Raw genomic sequence first — 17,093 nt, 5'->3', positions numbered from 1 at the left:
GTTATTCAGCCACGACTTGGTTTAATGATTTATTCTCTTGCGTCGCCTTAAGTTGTGCGATTTTATGCAAGTAAACGTTGATTAAAATTAGTGAGCGATCGAGTTCTTCAGCGCTGTTTGTTTTTTCTGCGTACTCTATTCGTCCAAGTAGTGGGAATAATGAGTTGCTATACTGATAAGCGAGTTTTGTATTCACATCTTTAGAATCACGATTTAGATTAGCAATTGCTGTTCGGGCGCGTGAAAAACGTGAAGTTATATCGTCAAAGTCTTTTTCTAGCTGTAACTTGACTCGTTGGAGTTCAGTGGATAGTACTTTAACAGAGGAGGAGTCTGAATAAAGCTCAGATAAATTATCTGTAATGCTAACCAAGGCTGATATTTGACCTATTTTTTCTGGGGACTTATCTAGGTCGTAAACAATAGAATCTACCGTTCTAATTAATGGTTCTTTAAGCTTATTAAGTGTGTCTTTGTTTTCACGCTTTAAGTCTTCTGTAACCTCAAGAAGTGCAGGAATATTGTTCGATGCAATTTTCTGCTGGTAGCTATTTAAAACCTTATCATTGTGGATATAGTAGGCACTCAACGCGAACAAAAATAAACCAACAACAGCGGCAACGGTCCAAATTGTCGAGCGGCTTTTTTCGGCTTCCGTTTCAACAGGAGAAGGTTTCCCTGCTACAGGTGGTTTTACATTAACTGTGATACCACCCGGTACGGAAGGACTAGGCATTTTTTGTTGGGATTCTTTCTGCTCTTTGGCTTTTTTCTGAGCAGCTTCTTGCTTATCTTCGAGCTCTTTGATTTCGTCGACATACTGACTAAACAACCGTCTGATAGTGCCTAGAGAAGGTGCTTTATGACCATAGTGAAGTCGTAATTCTTCTTCAATACGAAGACATACTCTGTGCCCAGCCTCAAGCATTGCTCTATCTTCAACAGTGACATTGAATTGCTTTGCGCGTCTTTCGGCATGTTCGACCAGCCATTCAAAAGCACCCATTCGCGCGCTTGCTTTCGAAACTTCAGGATATGAAGACGACCAATACACTACGCATAAATCGAGTATAGAGTTTAGCCCATCAACAAATCCGCTTAGGCCGTCATTGTGTGCAGAAGCTACGGCATAATAGCACCCGCAACGTAAATCTTTACTTTTATGCTTAAGAATATCTTTAGATAACTGCTGTACTTTTTTCCACGATACGCGCCCAGTAACCTTATTGATATTATTGATCTGCCGTTTTATTTCCTCAAACTCTTCGAGATTGTTTGGGTTAACTCCACAAGGAGCATGCTCGTCCACTGGCCGCCGAGCAAAGTCTGAAAAGTACATTAAATCCTACCCAAATGACGTTAATTATAAAAATGTAATCGCACTTCTATTCGTTTCTTATTTAATAATGCTTAATTATCTCGTGGTGGATTTTACGTAGGAGAAAAGTAATTTGTAGATAAGATATTACTTAAAACTAATTAAAGTTTATTAAATGTGACCGCTATCGTTTACTACTAAAGTTTAATTGAGAAAAGAGTAAATAGTGGAAAGTGTAATATTTACAGTATGGCTACATGTACATCATATTATAAAGTTGTGTGATTGTTATTTAATCGTTACATGATAATCAGTTTTTTCACGGATTATCGTGTGCGCCTGCGCAATTTTGGCTCGATAGTTGAAATGTCCATTTTCGTAGGAGAAAGGAAGTTAACAATAGGAGAAAGAACATAATTACGCGGAGAATTTTTTTCGCTATTGAATTTGTTAGTTAGCCTGCTATTTTGCTGAATCTTTAATTTATCTTTTGACTTTAGACCTTTTGAGGATAAAAGGATGAGCAAGTTAAGTCGATTGGGCTTATTAGCATTGGCATGTACTGTGTCAGCGGCGGCTAACGCGAAAGGGGAGCGCTATGGTGGCTCCATTAGTATGCTGAGTATAGACAGCATTGAATACAAGGAAGGGTCAAGCGGTACAGCTGACACAATGCGATATGGCTTTGTGCATACCCGACCAATCGATGAGGATAATAACCGCTGGAGATGGTGGTTAGGATTCAATTACGTCAACGAATCTATCGATGCGCCTGCTAACGGTATCTATCAGGAAGTAACCAACTACGAGTTTCGTGTTGTTCCACAATACGCTCTAGGAAGCTGGTCTATTTTCACCCCTTACATTGGCGCTGGTCTATCTGCAGGTTACAGCCAGTATTCAAACCGCTGGGTAGTTGATAGTGATGGCTTTAAATACGGCTCTCAGTTAGAAGATATTGATCAGTTTGAAGCAGGTGCTGTCGCCACCATTGGTACAGTCATCAAGCTTGGCAGTAATCCTGATGCGCACCTACAGATCATCCCTCAGGCTTCTTACATTTTGCCTGTATACAACGATGGCCTTGGCGGTGTTGAGCTTACAGTGTCACTTCTATTTTAGGGGATTAGAGCTTTGTTAGAGCGCTTGGTTATAGTCATATCAAAGCATCCTGAAGAATACACGGGAGCAAAATTTGTAGAGCTACCAGAAAGTGGTGGCTCTATTGGTCGCAACCCGGGTTGTTCGGTTCCTTTGGTCGACCACAATCGTTACATATCAAGTACTCACTGTCTGGTGAGTATTTATGGTGATGCTTATTACATTAGCGATGTGAGTACCAATGGACTCATCGTCAATGGGAATAAGTTGTTGAAGAATCAGCCTATTCCTATTCACGAAGGGGATACGATTGTTTTAGGTCAGTACGAGTTGTCAGTCAGTGTTGAGCGTACGACCAATACGACGGACATCGCGTTTGATATCACCCCTGACCGTGACACGACAGACCCTCTCGTCAATCTTGGAGAGGCGTATGTCGAGCAAGAACAGCAGGGGCCGTTAGAAGAAATTTTTCTAGAGACAAAGCCTGAAGAGTCTGATGCCTCTGATCCAATGACTCACCTCGATTTTTCAATGGATAACAGTGACGATCATCTAATCCGAACCGAAAATGAAGAGTTAGATCAGTTTGTTGTGACGAACGAGTCAACTCGCCAGATTGCGGATGATAGTCTGAGCGTGTATTCCGAATTTGATGCACCAAGCCTCATCCCTGAAGACTGGATGGGAGGTGAGGAAAGCTCGACTCCTAAAATTGAAAAGCCTAAACCTGCTCCACAACGTCAGCAGGCATCAGTGAAGGAGGAGCCTACCATTGGCTCTCCTAAACAAACAGTTGCAACTGTACCAAGTGAAATTAAGGCGCCAAGCGCACAATGGGAAGAGGTTGCTCCTAAAGCGGAACATCAACCTTCACCGGAACCTCAATTTAGCCAGATCAACGCCAGCTCTTCTCATAGCGATTTGTTGACGTCGTTTAAGAAGGGTTTAGGGGTCACAGATGATGAGTTACTAGAAAGTGATCCACAACTATTTGAGCAGATGGGAATGTGTTTGCGCTTATGTATGACAAAGTTGCAGCATGAACTCGTTGAGATTGAGGAACTGAAGCAGTCCCCAACGGCTGCAGATACAGATTTGATCAGTTTAATGCTTGATTTGAATAAGCAAAGTATGCTTTCACCAAATGAGCTGGTTGAACAAATGTTGGATGAGATAAGCGAGCATAAGTCACTGTATGAGCAAGCGCTCAACAGCTATGTACAGCAAAGTATTAGTCAGTATGACCCGATTATATTTGAGCAGAAAAGCGAGAATAAGGGTTTTCTTGCCAAGCAAAAGTTGTGGGATACCTACAAACTGCATTATTTGGAGAGTTTGAAAGGTGTACACGGTGTAGGCACAAAGAAACTCGTTCAGGAAAATTACAATCGACTTCTAAAAGAAAAATATGCGTAAACTAATCACTCTTTTCTTATTCCTGTCTTTAACTGGTTGTTCTATGTGGGACCAGTTCAAGGAATCAAGTGGTATCACACCTGAAACTTCCTCTATCGAGCTGATCATTGAGGCATCTCCTTTGCTTAACATGCGGGAGGGCGGACAGCCGTCACCTGTGATATTGAGAATTCATGAATTGACTTCGCCAGTCTTGTTTCGAAATTTAGACTTCTTTGCTTTGTTTGAGAATGACAAAGCCTCTCTTGGTGATGAGTACATTAAGCGCTATGAATATCAGTTGAAGCCGGGTGAGAAAATTCATGAGGTGCTGACTCTTGACCCTGGAACTCGTGCATTAGGTTTTTCTGCGGCGTTTCGCGATATCAATGGTTCCTCTTGGAGAAAAGTTGAATTAATTGAAGAGCAGTCTGAGTACTTTTTAAAACTTAAGCTGGAGGGAAGCGAACTGTCGTTTAACTCTACGCGTGGAATCGAGCAAACTTACTTTTAAGGGACAACGAAATGTCATTATATAATCCTGTAGTGTGGCAAGATGGCATGTTCATGAAACCACAGCATTTTCAGCAATTTGATCGTGCTCAGACAAAGCTAAGCACCATGCTGTACGCCAGCAGCACACCACTGCATTGGGGTGTGAATCGCATTGAGATTAACACTGAACTGCTGACTCAAGGCAAGATCGCGGTCACTCGAGCAATTGGTGTTCTTCAAGATAAGACACCTTTTGACTTGCCGCTTTTAGCTGAGGTACCAGACGTAAAGGAAGTCGATCCTTCGATTACAGACAAAGTGATTTACCTTTGTTGTCCATTACCTTCTGAAAGAGAAGAGTTGTTCGGCTCTGACAAAGATGGGGCTCGTTACCTTGTCCGTCAGCAAGATGCCGTTGATGCGGTTTACGAAAGTGAAGACACGGCTAATATTTCAGTTGGTCAACTTAAGTTCCGATTAATGTACGAAGATGAGGATCGTAGTGCTTACACAGCGATTCCAATACTCAAAGTGTCAGAAGTAAAACCTGATGGAAGTGTCGTGCTTGATGATCGCTACATTCCGACTTGTATTGACATCAACGCGTCGGAAGTCCTTAGCAAGTTTACCAATGAATTCGCTTCGATGTTAAAGCACCGCGCGGAATCGATTGTCGAACGCCTCGGTACCGTTGACCAGCAAGGTGTATCAACGGTCTCTGATTTTATGCTGTTACAAGCGCTCAACCGTTATGAACCTTTATTCTGGCACTTCTCTAGTGTTGAAGGCGTGCACCCCGAGTCGCTTTATCGTACTTTGCTTCAAGCCGAAGGCGAGCTGTCGACACTTTGCTCAGCATCCCGCAGGCCTCCAGAGTTTATCGAGTACAATCATGGTGACCTCACCAGTTGTTTGTCTCGTACTCTGGACAATGCTAAGCGCACGTTAAGTGTTATGTCTGAACAACGCGCAATACCACTGACATTACAAGAGCAGAACTTCGGCATTCGTACTGCGGTTATCCCAGATAAGAAAGTGGTTGAATCCGCGACCTTTATTCTTGCGGTTAAAGCCGATGTCACCCTTGATATTCTGCACACTCAATTTGTTAGTCAGACTAAGATTGGCTCTATCGATAATATCCGTGACCTCATTAATCTCCAGCTTCCAGGTATCGGTATCAAGCCAATGCCAGTGGTACCGCGTGCATTGCCTTATCATGCGGGCTATACATACTTTGAACTCGACCGAGCGAGTGAAGAGTGGGCAGCATTGGAGAGCGCTTCTGCGATTGCGGTTCATGTTTCTGGTGACTTCGCAAACCTATCGTTGCAACTGTGGGCGGTTAGAGCATGAGTTACATAGATAATGATGTAACCGTAGTACTGTTTCAGCCTGAGCCGGGCAAACCGATGGAGGTTATGCCCGCGCCTGATCTTTCAAGAAACATAGCGGTTAAAGATCCAAACATTGAGAAGATGGGGGTTAACCCTCTGGTTGATCAGTTTTCTTGGTTGATTGCTAGTTTGTCTTGTATGTCTTCTATCCCATGGTTAGAAGACCCTATGCCATTTAGGGAACAGATCGCTCGAGAGATCCGAAAAGGTGAGCGCAAGCTGAATGAAATGGAAGTTGACCGTGCATCTATTCTGGTCATTCGCTATTGCTTATGTGCCGCTATTGATGAAGCGGTATGTCGCCAGGAGTGGGGGGCAAACAGTAATTGGAGCCAAAATAGCTTGCTGGCGGAGTTTCATAATGAAACATCAGGTGGTGATAAGTTTTTCACGATCTTAGAACGTCTGAAGGCAGATCCACGACGCTACCGTTATGTTATCGAGTTGCTTTATCTGCTTATTCAGCTTGGCTTTCAAGGTAAATATGGTCGTGAAGAGCGTGGGCAGGAAAAGCTGGCGGATATTGCCAATACAATTTATCGACTTATAAAAGATGAAAGATTGGCGGAAAATGAAAAGGTGTCTTTAGTTAATCTAAAAGCGAAATACCTAAAACAACCTTTGAAACGGGTGATTCCACCACGAGTGACCTTAGGTGTTTCAGCCATCGTATTTTCCATCATGTACGCTGCAACATATTTTATCATTGATACTAATTTCCAAAACCTACTCGCCAACTTCCAGTAAGTTCATACATAAACCTTGAGTTGCACGCTTCATTCAAGCCCGAGTACAGCTGTACTTGGGCTTTTTACGTTTAATTAGTGTGACCGCCTTCTAAATCTCTGAAATTAAATGATATTTAATTATTCTCTATATAAATGTAACTTGCTAATTGTTTATGTAACACTGTCTGTAACAAGGTGGTTTGGAACATGTAATTGATTCACTAATGATATCTATTTTTGATGTGTAATAAATTTAATTGTGCATGTGGTTTTAACTGGGTGTTGTTTAAGTGCTTGTAAAGAAAATCATTTATAAGGTTTCGCTAAAGATTTTCAAAAAAATCCATCAAAGTGATAGATGGGTTTCATTCTAATTATCTGCAATTTTTCATTTCTGGAAACGTTTACATTGATGTGAGAGTTGTCACAGTGCTGAAACGCCTCTGTCGTTAGGATCATAAGCAGTTGAACAAACGCTTAGGTTAGAAACATGCACACAATGAGCCCTCGTAATTGGGAAACACCAGAATTTACTTCATACAATCGCCTACAGGCGCATACTCCGCTGTTCAGTTGGAGAGATGAGTGTGACGCGCGCTATGATCGTGTGAGCTCATCCATTATGAGTTTGGATGGAGATTGGCAGTTTGCTTTATATCCTTCACCTGAGCATGTGGCCGCTGACTGGGCAAAAGAAAACCTAGATGGTGAGACGATTACCGTTCCAGGTAACTGGCAACTTCAAGGGTTTGATTATCCTATCTATACGAATGTGAAATACCCGTTTCCATGTAATCCCCCATTTGTGCCAAAAGATAACCCTACCGGCTGTTATCAGACATCCTTTCAACTGCCACAAAGCTGGGATCAGGCGTCGTTTACCCGGGTTGTCTTTGAAGGCGTAAACAGCGCTTTTTACGTATGGTGTAATGGCGTTTGGGTAGGTTATTCTCAGGACAGCCGTCTAGCCGCTGAATTTGACCTGACCCCTCATTTGACAACAGGCACCAATACCTTGTCCGTTATGGTATTGCGCTGGTGTGACGGAAGCTACATGGAAGGTCAGGATATGTGGTGGATGAGCGGCATCTTCCGCTCTGTAAGACTGATGAACAAGCCCTTAGAGCATATTAAAGATGTAAGGGTGACCGCGAATCTTGATCACAGTTATCAAGAGGGTGAGCTAGAAATCGAAGTACAGACCACTCGCGACCGAGGTTTGCAAGTCAGGACGGTGTTGTTCGATGACCAAAATGAAGTGGTTGCCCAAGTCACTCCTGTTGGAACAAGACCTATTGACGAAAAGGGAGGCTATGATGATCGCTGCCACGTTTCGCTTCCCGTTTCCCAGCCAAAGAAATGGAGCGCAGAAACGCCCCACTTATATCGATTGGTTGTGAGCTTGCTAAGCAATGACAACAACGTCATTGAAAGTGAGGCGTATGACGTTGGTTTCCGCAAAATCGAGGTAATTGATGGCCAACTTTGCGTAAATGGCGAAGCTTTGATTATTCGGGGTGTTAACAAACATGAGCATGATCCAGCGACAGGCCATGCAGAGAGCCTTGAACGTGTCGAACAAGACCTGAAGTTGATGAAGCAGCATAACTTCAATGCGGTGCGTTGCTCACACTATCCAAATCAGCCAGGTTTCTACAAGCTCTGTGATCGTCTTGGTCTTTATGTCGTCGATGAAGCCAACATTGAAACACACGGAATGACGCCAATGGGACGCATTGCAGACGACCCAATGTGGGCAAGCGCTTTTCTAGAGCGTATGACGCGTATGGTTGCACGCGATTTTAACCATCCGAGTATCATCATCTGGTCATTGGGCAATGAGTCTGGTTATGGCTCCAATCACGATGCTATGTATCAGTGGACTAAAAGGGTTGATCCATCACGAGTCGTCCAGTACGAAGGGGGAGGCTCCAATACTGCCGCGACGGATATTGTTTGTCCAATGTATGCTCGTACCGATGCTGATCAGCAACAAGGGCACACAGACGAGCCCAAGTTAGCACTCAAAAAGTGGCTTGGTATGGGGGATGAAAATCGTCCAATCATTTTGTGTGAATACGCGCACGCGATGGGCAACAGTTTGGGCGGATTCGCTGAATATTGGCAAGCGTTTAGGACGCATCCTAGATTACAAGGCGGTTTTATTTGGGATTGGGTAGACCAAGGACTCGACAAGTACTCTGATGATGGTACGCACTATTGGGCTTACGGTGGTGACTTTGGAGATGCCATCAATGATCGTCAGTTCTGTATCAACGGCCTTGTTTTTCCAGACAGAACACCTCATCCAACATTATTAGAGGCTAAACGGGCTCAGCAGCCTTACACGTTTGAGTTAGTATCAACATGCCCATTAGCAGTGAAAGTAACAAGTGAGTTATTGTTTGCTGCCACTTCAAATTGCAGTTTGGACTGGGTAGTTATTGGCGATTGTGGCGAAACTGTTCACAGTGGGGAGCTGGAACTCTCACTTGAAGCAAAAGAAACGTGTGTGCTAGAGCTTGACTCCAGCTTCCAACTTCCTACGTCTAATTGCCACCTAAATGTTGCAATTCGTCATAAACAGGCGACGTCCTGGGCAGACGCAGGCCATATTGTCGCCCAAGAACAGATGGCTATTGGCAAGCGACTACACGTTGAATCAATAACACATGTTACGTTCACGCCTGCAATGTTCACACAGCAAAATCAAGGTTTGCTAGTAACCGCTGCGGAGAATGAATGGTTTATCGACTCAACGACAGGTGTTATTGAAAGTTGGAAAAAATCTAACCGTGAAATGCTGCTATCACCGTTGCAAGATAATTTTTTCCGCGCGCCGTTAGACAATGACATTGGCGTCAGTGAAGTAGACAGGCAAGACCCTAACGCGTGGATGGTTCGCTGGCAAAACGCGGGGTTGTTTGACCTGCAGCACCGCTGCCAAGGCGTCGAGGTGAACGCGGTCATGGGCGAAGTAATTGTCAGACACGCTTACTATGCTGATGACAAACTCGTGCTTACTTCAATTTGGTCATACTGTTTTGCTCAAGCTGGGGAGGTCGACATTTCCGTTCGTGTTGATGTTGATGATTCTCTGCCACCATTGCCTCGTGTGGGAGCATGCCTGCAATTAACTGAGACTCCTGACAAGGTCGCTTGGCTAGGTTTAGGACCGCATGAAAATTACCCTGATCGCAAGTTGAGCGCAGATCACGGGCGATGGGAGTTGCCTGTCACCGATATGCATACCCCATATATCTTCCCTTCAGACAATGGATTGCGCTGCGATACCGAGAGGCTGCTGGTTGGTGGTATTGAAATCAATGGAAGGTTCCACTTCAGTATCAGCCAATTTGGTCAACAACAGTTGACGCAAGCGAAACATACCCATGAGCTTGTAAAGCAACCCGGCGTGTTTGTTTACTTTGACGGTTTCCATATGGGCGTGGGTGGCGATGACTCGTGGACCCCAAGCGTTCGTCCAGAATATCGTCTGACTCGCTCACAGTATCAGTGGCAGTTCACTCTGAAATAACAACTGAGCCCACCTCCAATGAGAGGTGGGCCATTCTCTGACCCTAATTCAAACCAATAGCAAAGGCTAAGGAGCCTTATATGTCTGAAGGTAGTATATCGATTCAAACCAAGTTTTCGTATGGGCTAGGGGCGTTAGGCAAAGATTTTGCCTGCTCCATTATCTATATTTTTCTAATGTTCTATTACACAGACGTTGTCGGTATATCTGCAGCGTTTGTTGGCACACTGTTTCTTGTTGCGCGATTTGTTGATGCGGTAACTGACCCTATCATGGGCATGATTGTCGATAACACGCGCAGTCGTTTCGGCAAATTCCGCCCTTGGATTGTGATCGGAACCTTAGTCAACTCCGTCTTCTTATTGATGGTATTCAATACTCACAATATTGATGACAACATGGTGTACATCTATGCGACGGTCACTTACATCCTTTGGGGCGTGACTTATACCATTATGGATATTCCTTACTGGTCTATGATTCCTTCCATGTCTTCCCTACGAGTAGAACGCGAAAAGTTAGTCGTATGGCCGCGCTTGTTTGCTAGCTGTGCTTGGACCCTTATGGGAACGTACGGACTATATGTGGTTGGTTTTTTAGGTGGTGAAGACAAAGGTTCCGGCTTTTTGTACTTGAGTATGGCGATCATCGTCGCGTTTATCGCGAGTGCGTTGATTACCTTCTTCAATGTGAAAGAGCGCATCAAGAACAAGAAAGTTTCGACAGAAAAATTCTCGTTTAAAGATGTTAAAGATATCATCAGCAAGAATGATCAATTGAAGTCTCTGATTGGCGTAGTGCTGGCATTTAACATTGCGATTCAGTTGGTTGGTGGCTTTGCCATATACTACTTTAGCTACGCGATTGGCCGTGAAGATCTGTTCCCTATGTTCGCTTTGGTCTCAGGTATGGCGGAAATTGCAGGCGTATTCCTCTTCCCTAAACTATGTAACATCATCAATCGTAAATTTATGTGGCTGGTGGCTTGCGCATTCCCTTTACTATGCAGTCTCATTCTCGCGCTGACCGGGCTATTTGCGCCTGAGAACGGCATTTTGGTAGGAATTGCGGGTGCGGCGCTGAAGTTTGGCGGCGGTTTGTCTAATGGGCTGTCGACGGTTATGTTGGCGGATGTGGTGGATTATGGCGAATACAAAACTGGTCATCGTAGCGAAAGCATCATCTTCTCCATCCAAACGATGTTGGTTAAGTTTGCCGGTGCATTATCAGGGTTCTTCGTAGGTATTGGCCTGACAGCAATTGGTTATGTACCGAATGTAGAGCAGAGTGACGAAACAATATTAGGTTTACGTGCACTAATGATTGGTATACCAACATTATTAGTTTTGCTCAGCGCTTATATTTATAAGAGAAGTTATCGCCTAAACGGTGATTACCAAAATATGGTTCTTAAAGAAATTTCTTCTACTTAATTATATCCAATACTAAAGGTCAAATATGAAAATAAATAACACAGCCATTTTGGCATGTGCAGCGGTAGTATTCTCATCATTTGGTATTGCTGGTTATATTGAACTTGGCAATGAATATGAAGATTGGCGCGAACAAGAACAACGAACCAATACCATGCCCTATATTGCGATGGAATTTAATCCCATTGAAGAATCGTCGATGTTTCTTTACGCCAACTTTAGCTATCGTCATATGATAGAAAGCGATGAGCGTACGTGGAACAACCGAGCGAGACAGGACGTTGCCATTGGTTGGTCAGAAGGCTACGAAGATTTCTGGTGGGGGCCTAAATTCCAGATTCGTAATGAGATGTATGCCAACGACACACGCCGGACTGAATATCGCTTCTATAACAATATGGCTTATTACTTGACGGAAGATTATGACCTCATTCTGGACGGCTTTATTGCTCCGGTAGGCGTGAGAAACAGGCCTCGAGGTACGGACTGTGTGGGAGATAATGGTTGTCAGGACGAAGCAAATAACGATCTTCGTACAGGCTACACGGACTATTATCATGAAATAGATTTTGGACTGCGGACACGTCTCTCATACGATAAGACGCTTCAGACGACATTGTATAGTGAAGTAAGCAAACAAAATGGTTACGAAGGAGATAACCGAGCTTGGGAAGAAGAAAAAAGGGTTGAGTGGCAAATTCGTGTAAATTACACCCAGACTTTCGACGACCTCACGGTTACACCGTTTGTTCGATATACTTTTTATCGCCAGGCAGAAAGCGTCAATTATGGCGATAAAGATGAGTTAAGAGTTCGTGCTGGTCTTTGGGGTGATTATAAAATTGATGACAAGTCTAAATTCGTCTTTGAAACATATTATCAAACCGAAGATAAAGAAAACTTTGAACAAGATTGGAGTCAAAAGCAATGGGAAGATGATTATTTCTTCTTTAAAGTTGGCTATCGTCGATCATTCTAATTTTCATATTTAATTTCTATTATCTTTTCTAATTAATAAAATATATTGAGATAGGCATGAAGAGAATATTGTTATCTATGGCAGTGAGTTGTGTACTGTCAGGGACACTTGCGGCCCAAACACTGGATGTTGAATTAAATAATACTAAGCAAACCATTCATAGTTTTGGTGCGTCTGATGCATGGTCAATTAATCCGACTATTAATAAGTGGCAGGCTGAAGGCGATCAAAAGGCTATTGATCACTTGGCGGATTTACTTTTTTCTACCGAGAAGGGTATTGGGTTGTCAGCTTGGCGGTTTAACATTGGTGCAGGCAGTGCGGGGCAGGGTGACGGTAGCTTTATCCGTGATCCAATGCGAAGAGCCGAGTTACTGGTCCCAGAATCGGGTGCTGGTATTGATAGCACAAAGCAGCAAGGACAAATCCGGTTTATGCAGGAAGCGCATCAGCGTGGTGTAGACAACTTTATTGCGTTTGCGAATAGTCCACCTCACTATCTGACGAAAAACGGCTTAACTCATCCAACGGCAGCCGACGGTGTGGGTTCAACAAACCTTAAAGCGGATAAAGTGGATGAATTTTCTGACTTTTTGGTTGATGTATTGACTTACCTTCGCAGTGATGAAGTGGGTGTGCCAGTCAATTACGTTAGTCCAATCAACGAGCCAACTTGGGAATGGGAAGGGCAAACCCAAGAAGGAAACCGCTATAACATGGAAGAAGTCAAAGCGGTATATCGTAGCCTAGATAAAAAACTCGCAGATGCTGGTATCCGAAATGATGTTCACATTGATGGTGGCGAGGTGGTGGAGTTTACTGCTGCACTCAAGGATGCCTACAAGCGTAATTTTGATGGCTCATCTCAAACTAACGGTATGAATGCTCGTGGTGTAGGCTTGTACCGCAATTACATTGATGAATTACTTGGTGACCCTGAGATTCGCGACATTATCGGTAACCAGATCTCCGTGCATGGCTACTTCTCTGATGCTTGGCCAGACCGACTAGAAAAACTTAGAGAGATGACTTACGGCAACCTAAAATCGGTTTCTCCGGATGCAGAGATATGGATGAGTGAGATGAGCATTCTTGGCGATGCAGGGCTTGCGAGAAACTTTGATGGTCATGGGTTCGATGTGAATGATATGGATTATGCGCTGCATGTGGGTCGCATCATTCATCGTGATCTAACACGACTGAACGCATCTGCTTGGCATTGGTGGTTGGGGCTGACGCCATACGATTATAAGGACGGTATGATTAAGATCGATCCATCATTGGAATCTGATACCGTGCAAGATTCAAAAATGATGTGGACGGTCGGTAACTTCAGTCGCTTTATTCGCCCGGGCTATCAGCGTGTAGAGCTTGATGGGCCGGATGAACTTAAAGGGCTGATGACGTCAGCCTATGTGAGCCCTGAGAAAGATAAGCTTGTGGTGGTTGCAGTGAATGCAGGTGATAGTGCCGAAGCCGTTTCTATTGACCTTGAAGGGTCTCAAAGTGAAGCTACGTACCAGACATACGTGACGAACTCAGAGCACAACTTAGCTTTAATTGAATTAGAGAAGCAAGGTGATGAATATCAAGTGCCGGCTCGTTCTACGGTCACATTTGTCGCTAATCTCTAGGCGTTAAGTAAACAAAAAGCCCCGCTATGTTTTGACAGCATAGCGGGGCTTTTCTTTATACAGAGGACTGCTTTTTGACTGAATGGCGAACAACAAGTGTCGGCACATACAGGTGCTTATCGTGCTCGTAAGGGCTTTTTTCTGCGAGATGGATAGCAAGTCTTGCTGCGTGACTGGCCATGATTTGAATCGGGTAGCGAACTGTTGTCAGCGTCGGGGACAAATAACTGGCAATAGAAGAATCATCGAACCCTATGACAGAAACATCTTCCGGTACGCGTATGTTGTTTTCCGTCAGTACCTTTATCGCGCCGGCCGCCATCAAATCGTTGTAGGTTGCGACGGCGGTAAACGGGACGTTTTTCGCTAGCAGGTTTCTCATCGCCTCTGCACCACCTAGTTCATCAGGTTCGCCCGCAGCAACCAGGCTACCCGAATAGGATAGGCCATGTTTTTCTAGCTCTGAGCGATAGCCTTGTTTGCGATCAACTGAATCCTCAATTTGATGTGAAGACGCAAGATAACCAATTTTTTCGTGGCCAGCACGTAACAAGTGATTGAGGGCTAAACTGCTGCCTTTGACGTTGTCCAAGGCCACGCATCGTTCTGCAATTTCTGGAATGAAACGGTTAATGATGGTCAGGCCGGGGATCTCTTGAGAGAACTTGATTAGCTCCTGATCGGATAATCCTTTACTGTGAATCACCAGCGAGTCACAACGATTGTTAATGAGGAGCTCAATCGCCTCCCGCTCATACGCTTCATTGTGATAACCATGGGTGATCAGAATATGCTTCTTATATTCACGGGCGACTTCATCAATCGCTTGTACCATCGCACCGTAAAAAGGGTTTGATACATCGGCAACTAAAACCCCAATGGATGGCGAGGATTTGCTCACCAAAGCGCGAGCATTGGCATTGGGGCGATAATTTAGCTTCTCCATCGCTGTATGGACGGCGTCAATCGCTGCTTGGCTAGTATGAGGAAGCTTATTAATGACTCTTGATACAGTAGCAACAGATAGCTTTGCTTCTTTTGCTACATCTCGAATGTTGGCCATAGTCGTTGAATGGTTTATTCAGTTGTTAAGGATTCTTCAGATGCTTCACAAGGGACGTCAAAGATCAAATCTTCAACCTTACTCGGTGAAAGAATATAGGCTTGAGGAACTTGAAAGCGGCATGCCATCATCTGGTTAAACATACTCCAATGATTGAGCAAGCATTGCTGATAATCCCGGGTCTCATCGCTCCACGTTTCGCGCATAAACGGCCCGAGGCTGGCTGCACCATGGGCAAACATGATCATCTGCCATTTGATTTCCCAGATTTTAACCGGAGTTTGAGGAAAAGCCTCGTTATAGTCATCAGCGATGCGGTTGACCATATCTTCCAATTCACCTGAGTTATCGATGAAATAGTCGAATAGCGTATCTTCTTGACGGACGGCATCAGCAATCAACTGGATGGGTTGCTTAAAGGTCAACAGGTGCGCGAGTAGGCGAACAGAGAACAGATAAAGCTTAACGTTGGCGGTGATGTCTTTTGGCATGTTCTCAACGATAGTATGGATATAGGTCTCCATATAACAGTGTAGGCTATCGCTAATCGCGTACCAGATTTTCTCTTTGCTACCAAAATGATGCCTGATCAAGCTATGCGAAACTCCGGCTTTTTCGCTGATGTTACGAAGTGACACGCGTTCATAACCTAGCTCACAAAAGAGCTCTGTCGCGACTTTCATGATTTCACATTTTGTCTTTTCTGCATCTTGGGCGCTTCGGCGGCCTTGCTTTCTTTCAGTCATTTTCTCGTTCAATTGCTTACGACGCGGTATTTCTAACAGAAATCGAATCGCTTTTCATCTCATACGTCACTTATAAAACAAGCATACCAAAAAATTATACTGCACACATGGAAAATAAACATTGATCTCGCTTATATTATCCATATACTGCACAACTGTGTAATAAAATTAAAATGAGATCACCACATGATCAAATCTGCATTCAGAATGAGGCCATCAGCAAAGCTTTTGATCGCAAGTGCGATTGGGTTGACGCTGGTTGGCTGTAATAAAGCCGTATCAGAAGTGACAACACCCGTTGTGACACCAGTGAAGTTGATGGAAGTGCCGGATGTAACCCTAAGCCAGGTCGATTCCTTCATTGCCAAAATCGATGCCACTGACCGAGCTGCACTCTCTTTTCAAGTCGCAGGAGAAATTGAGAGCCTTAACGTAAAGATGGGAAGTATGGTTGAGAAAGGGGATGTGCTTGCTATTTTGGACCCTAATGATTATCAGCTCGCGTTGGATGCTCGTCAGGCCGAATACAGTTTAGCTAAGACAGCCTTTAATCGAGCAGATCAATTGTACTCAAAAAAGCTGATCAGTACGGATGATTTTGACCAGACAGAGACCCAGTACAAAGCGGCCAAAGCTGCCTATGAACAGGCTGTCACAGATCTAAACTATACCCGTATTACTGCTCCTTTTGATGGTGTTGTATCCATTACCTTTGCCAAAGAACATCAAGTAGTTGGTGCAAACCAACCGATCCTAAACCTTATCGATAACAGTGTCATGGATGTTGTTTTCACCGTACCTGTGACTTACACCGAGCAATATGGATTAGACAAGTTCAGCGCTTCGACACTCACAGTCTCTATGGACAGTCATCGCGATGTCGATATTCCTTCTGAGTTCAAAGAGATTTCCACGCAACCTGACGTTGATACCAACAGTTACAGCGCCAGCGTCACGATTCAACGACCACAAGAATTAAACCTATTACCTGGAATGACGGGCCAAGTTCACTTGGTTAATGATGAGAAGAAAGCGACGATAAAAATTGCGCCTTCTGCGTGGATTTCAAAGCACGATACGACTGGACTTTTGTATCGATTTAATTCTGAAAATCAGACCATCCAACAAATTCAAGTAACGCTAGATGAACATGGTGACGTTATCTCCGGGTTGGAGAAAGGCGACCTGATTGTAGAAGCTGGCGTAGACAAATTGGCCTCTGGTCAACAGGTTAAAGCTTGGATTAAAGAGGGAGGGATCTGA

The 17,093-nt window shown here is 44.0% G+C and carries 13 protein-coding genes; 10 read left to right on the top strand and 3 right to left on the bottom strand.

The genetic code is table 11. The features are described from left to right. Position 1 precedes the first annotated feature (1 nt). On the bottom strand, positions 2–1,339 hold the full coding sequence (locus VIC_RS16255) for a type VI secretion system ImpA family N-terminal domain-containing protein (RefSeq protein WP_006961137.1): 1,338 nt from the start codon (positions 1,337–1,339) through the stop codon (positions 2–4). A gap of 498 nt (positions 1,340–1,837) precedes the next feature. Between VIC_RS16255 and VIC_RS16250 the strand changes: the two genes are divergently transcribed. The 9 genes from VIC_RS16250 to VIC_RS16210 all read left to right on the top strand — a co-directional run bounded on the left by VIC_RS16250 (position 1,838) and on the right by VIC_RS16210 (position 14,021). Further along, a complete protein-coding gene (locus tag VIC_RS16250; protein WP_006961135.1) occupies positions 1,838–2,440 on the top strand; it encodes a hypothetical protein in 603 nt (200 codons plus the stop codon). A 12-nt stretch (positions 2,441–2,452) separates the two neighbouring features. Continuing rightward, positions 2,453–3,838 (top strand): type VI secretion system-associated FHA domain protein TagH, encoded by a 1,386-nt coding sequence (gene tagH / locus VIC_RS16245; RefSeq protein WP_006961133.1) that lies wholly within the window; start codon positions 2,453–2,455, stop codon positions 3,836–3,838. Next, positions 3,831–4,331, top strand: a complete 501-nt coding sequence (gene tssJ / locus VIC_RS16240) for a type VI secretion system lipoprotein TssJ (protein WP_019277701.1) — start codon at positions 3,831–3,833, stop codon at positions 4,329–4,331. Before tagH ends, tssJ begins: the two co-directional genes overlap by 8 nt. An 11-nt stretch (positions 4,332–4,342) precedes the next feature. After that, on the top strand, positions 4,343–5,668 hold the full coding sequence (gene tssK / locus VIC_RS16235; protein WP_039952110.1) for a type VI secretion system baseplate subunit TssK: 1,326 nt from the start codon (positions 4,343–4,345) through the stop codon (positions 5,666–5,668). Next, positions 5,665–6,456 carry a type IVB secretion system protein IcmH/DotU gene (gene icmH, locus VIC_RS16230; protein ID WP_006961128.1) on the top strand — a complete coding sequence of 264 codons (792 nt, stop codon included), beginning with the start codon at positions 5,665–5,667 and terminating at the stop codon, positions 6,454–6,456. Before tssK ends, icmH begins: the two co-directional genes overlap by 4 nt. A gap of 471 nt (positions 6,457–6,927) precedes the next feature. Then, the gene (locus VIC_RS16225; RefSeq protein WP_039952109.1) at positions 6,928–9,975 is read left to right on the top strand and encodes a beta-galactosidase; all 3,048 of its coding nucleotides are present in this window, start codon (positions 6,928–6,930) and stop codon (positions 9,973–9,975) included. An 80-nt stretch (positions 9,976–10,055) separates the two neighbouring features. After that, complete coding sequence (gene melB / locus VIC_RS16220; RefSeq protein ID WP_006961123.1) at positions 10,056–11,408, top strand: melibiose:sodium transporter MelB; 1,353 nt, start codon at positions 10,056–10,058, stop codon at positions 11,406–11,408. 25 nt (positions 11,409–11,433) lie between these two features. Beyond that, positions 11,434–12,387: a hypothetical protein gene (locus tag VIC_RS16215; RefSeq protein ID WP_006961122.1), complete on the top strand. Its 954-nt coding sequence runs from the start codon at positions 11,434–11,436 to the stop codon at positions 12,385–12,387. A 56-nt stretch (positions 12,388–12,443) separates the two neighbouring features. Continuing rightward, positions 12,444–14,021, top strand: a complete 1,578-nt coding sequence (locus VIC_RS16210; protein WP_152472404.1) for a glycoside hydrolase — start codon at positions 12,444–12,446, stop codon at positions 14,019–14,021. A gap of 55 nt (positions 14,022–14,076) precedes the next feature. Here the strand turns inward: VIC_RS16210 and VIC_RS16205 are convergent, their stop codons facing one another. Continuing rightward, on the bottom strand, positions 14,077–15,084 hold the full coding sequence (locus VIC_RS16205) for a substrate-binding domain-containing protein (RefSeq protein ID WP_006961119.1): 1,008 nt from the start codon (positions 15,082–15,084) through the stop codon (positions 14,077–14,079). Between the two features lie 14 nt (positions 15,085–15,098). Then, a complete protein-coding gene (locus VIC_RS16200) occupies positions 15,099–15,830 on the bottom strand; it encodes a TetR/AcrR family transcriptional regulator (RefSeq protein ID WP_006961118.1) in 732 nt (243 codons plus the stop codon). Between the two features lie 186 nt (positions 15,831–16,016). On the opposite strand from VIC_RS16200, the gene VIC_RS16195 reads away from it, so the two are divergent. After that, the gene (locus VIC_RS16195; protein ID WP_050778632.1) at positions 16,017–17,093 is read left to right on the top strand and encodes an efflux RND transporter periplasmic adaptor subunit; all 1,077 of its coding nucleotides are present in this window, start codon (positions 16,017–16,019) and stop codon (positions 17,091–17,093) included.

Origin of the sequence: Vibrio coralliilyticus ATCC BAA-450 (assembly GCF_000176135.1) — a bacterium.
Lineage (GTDB): Bacteria > Pseudomonadota > Gammaproteobacteria > Enterobacterales > Vibrionaceae > Vibrio > Vibrio coralliilyticus.
Note: the sequence above shows the minus strand (reverse complement) of the source record. Positions and strands in the feature narration are given on the sequence as shown.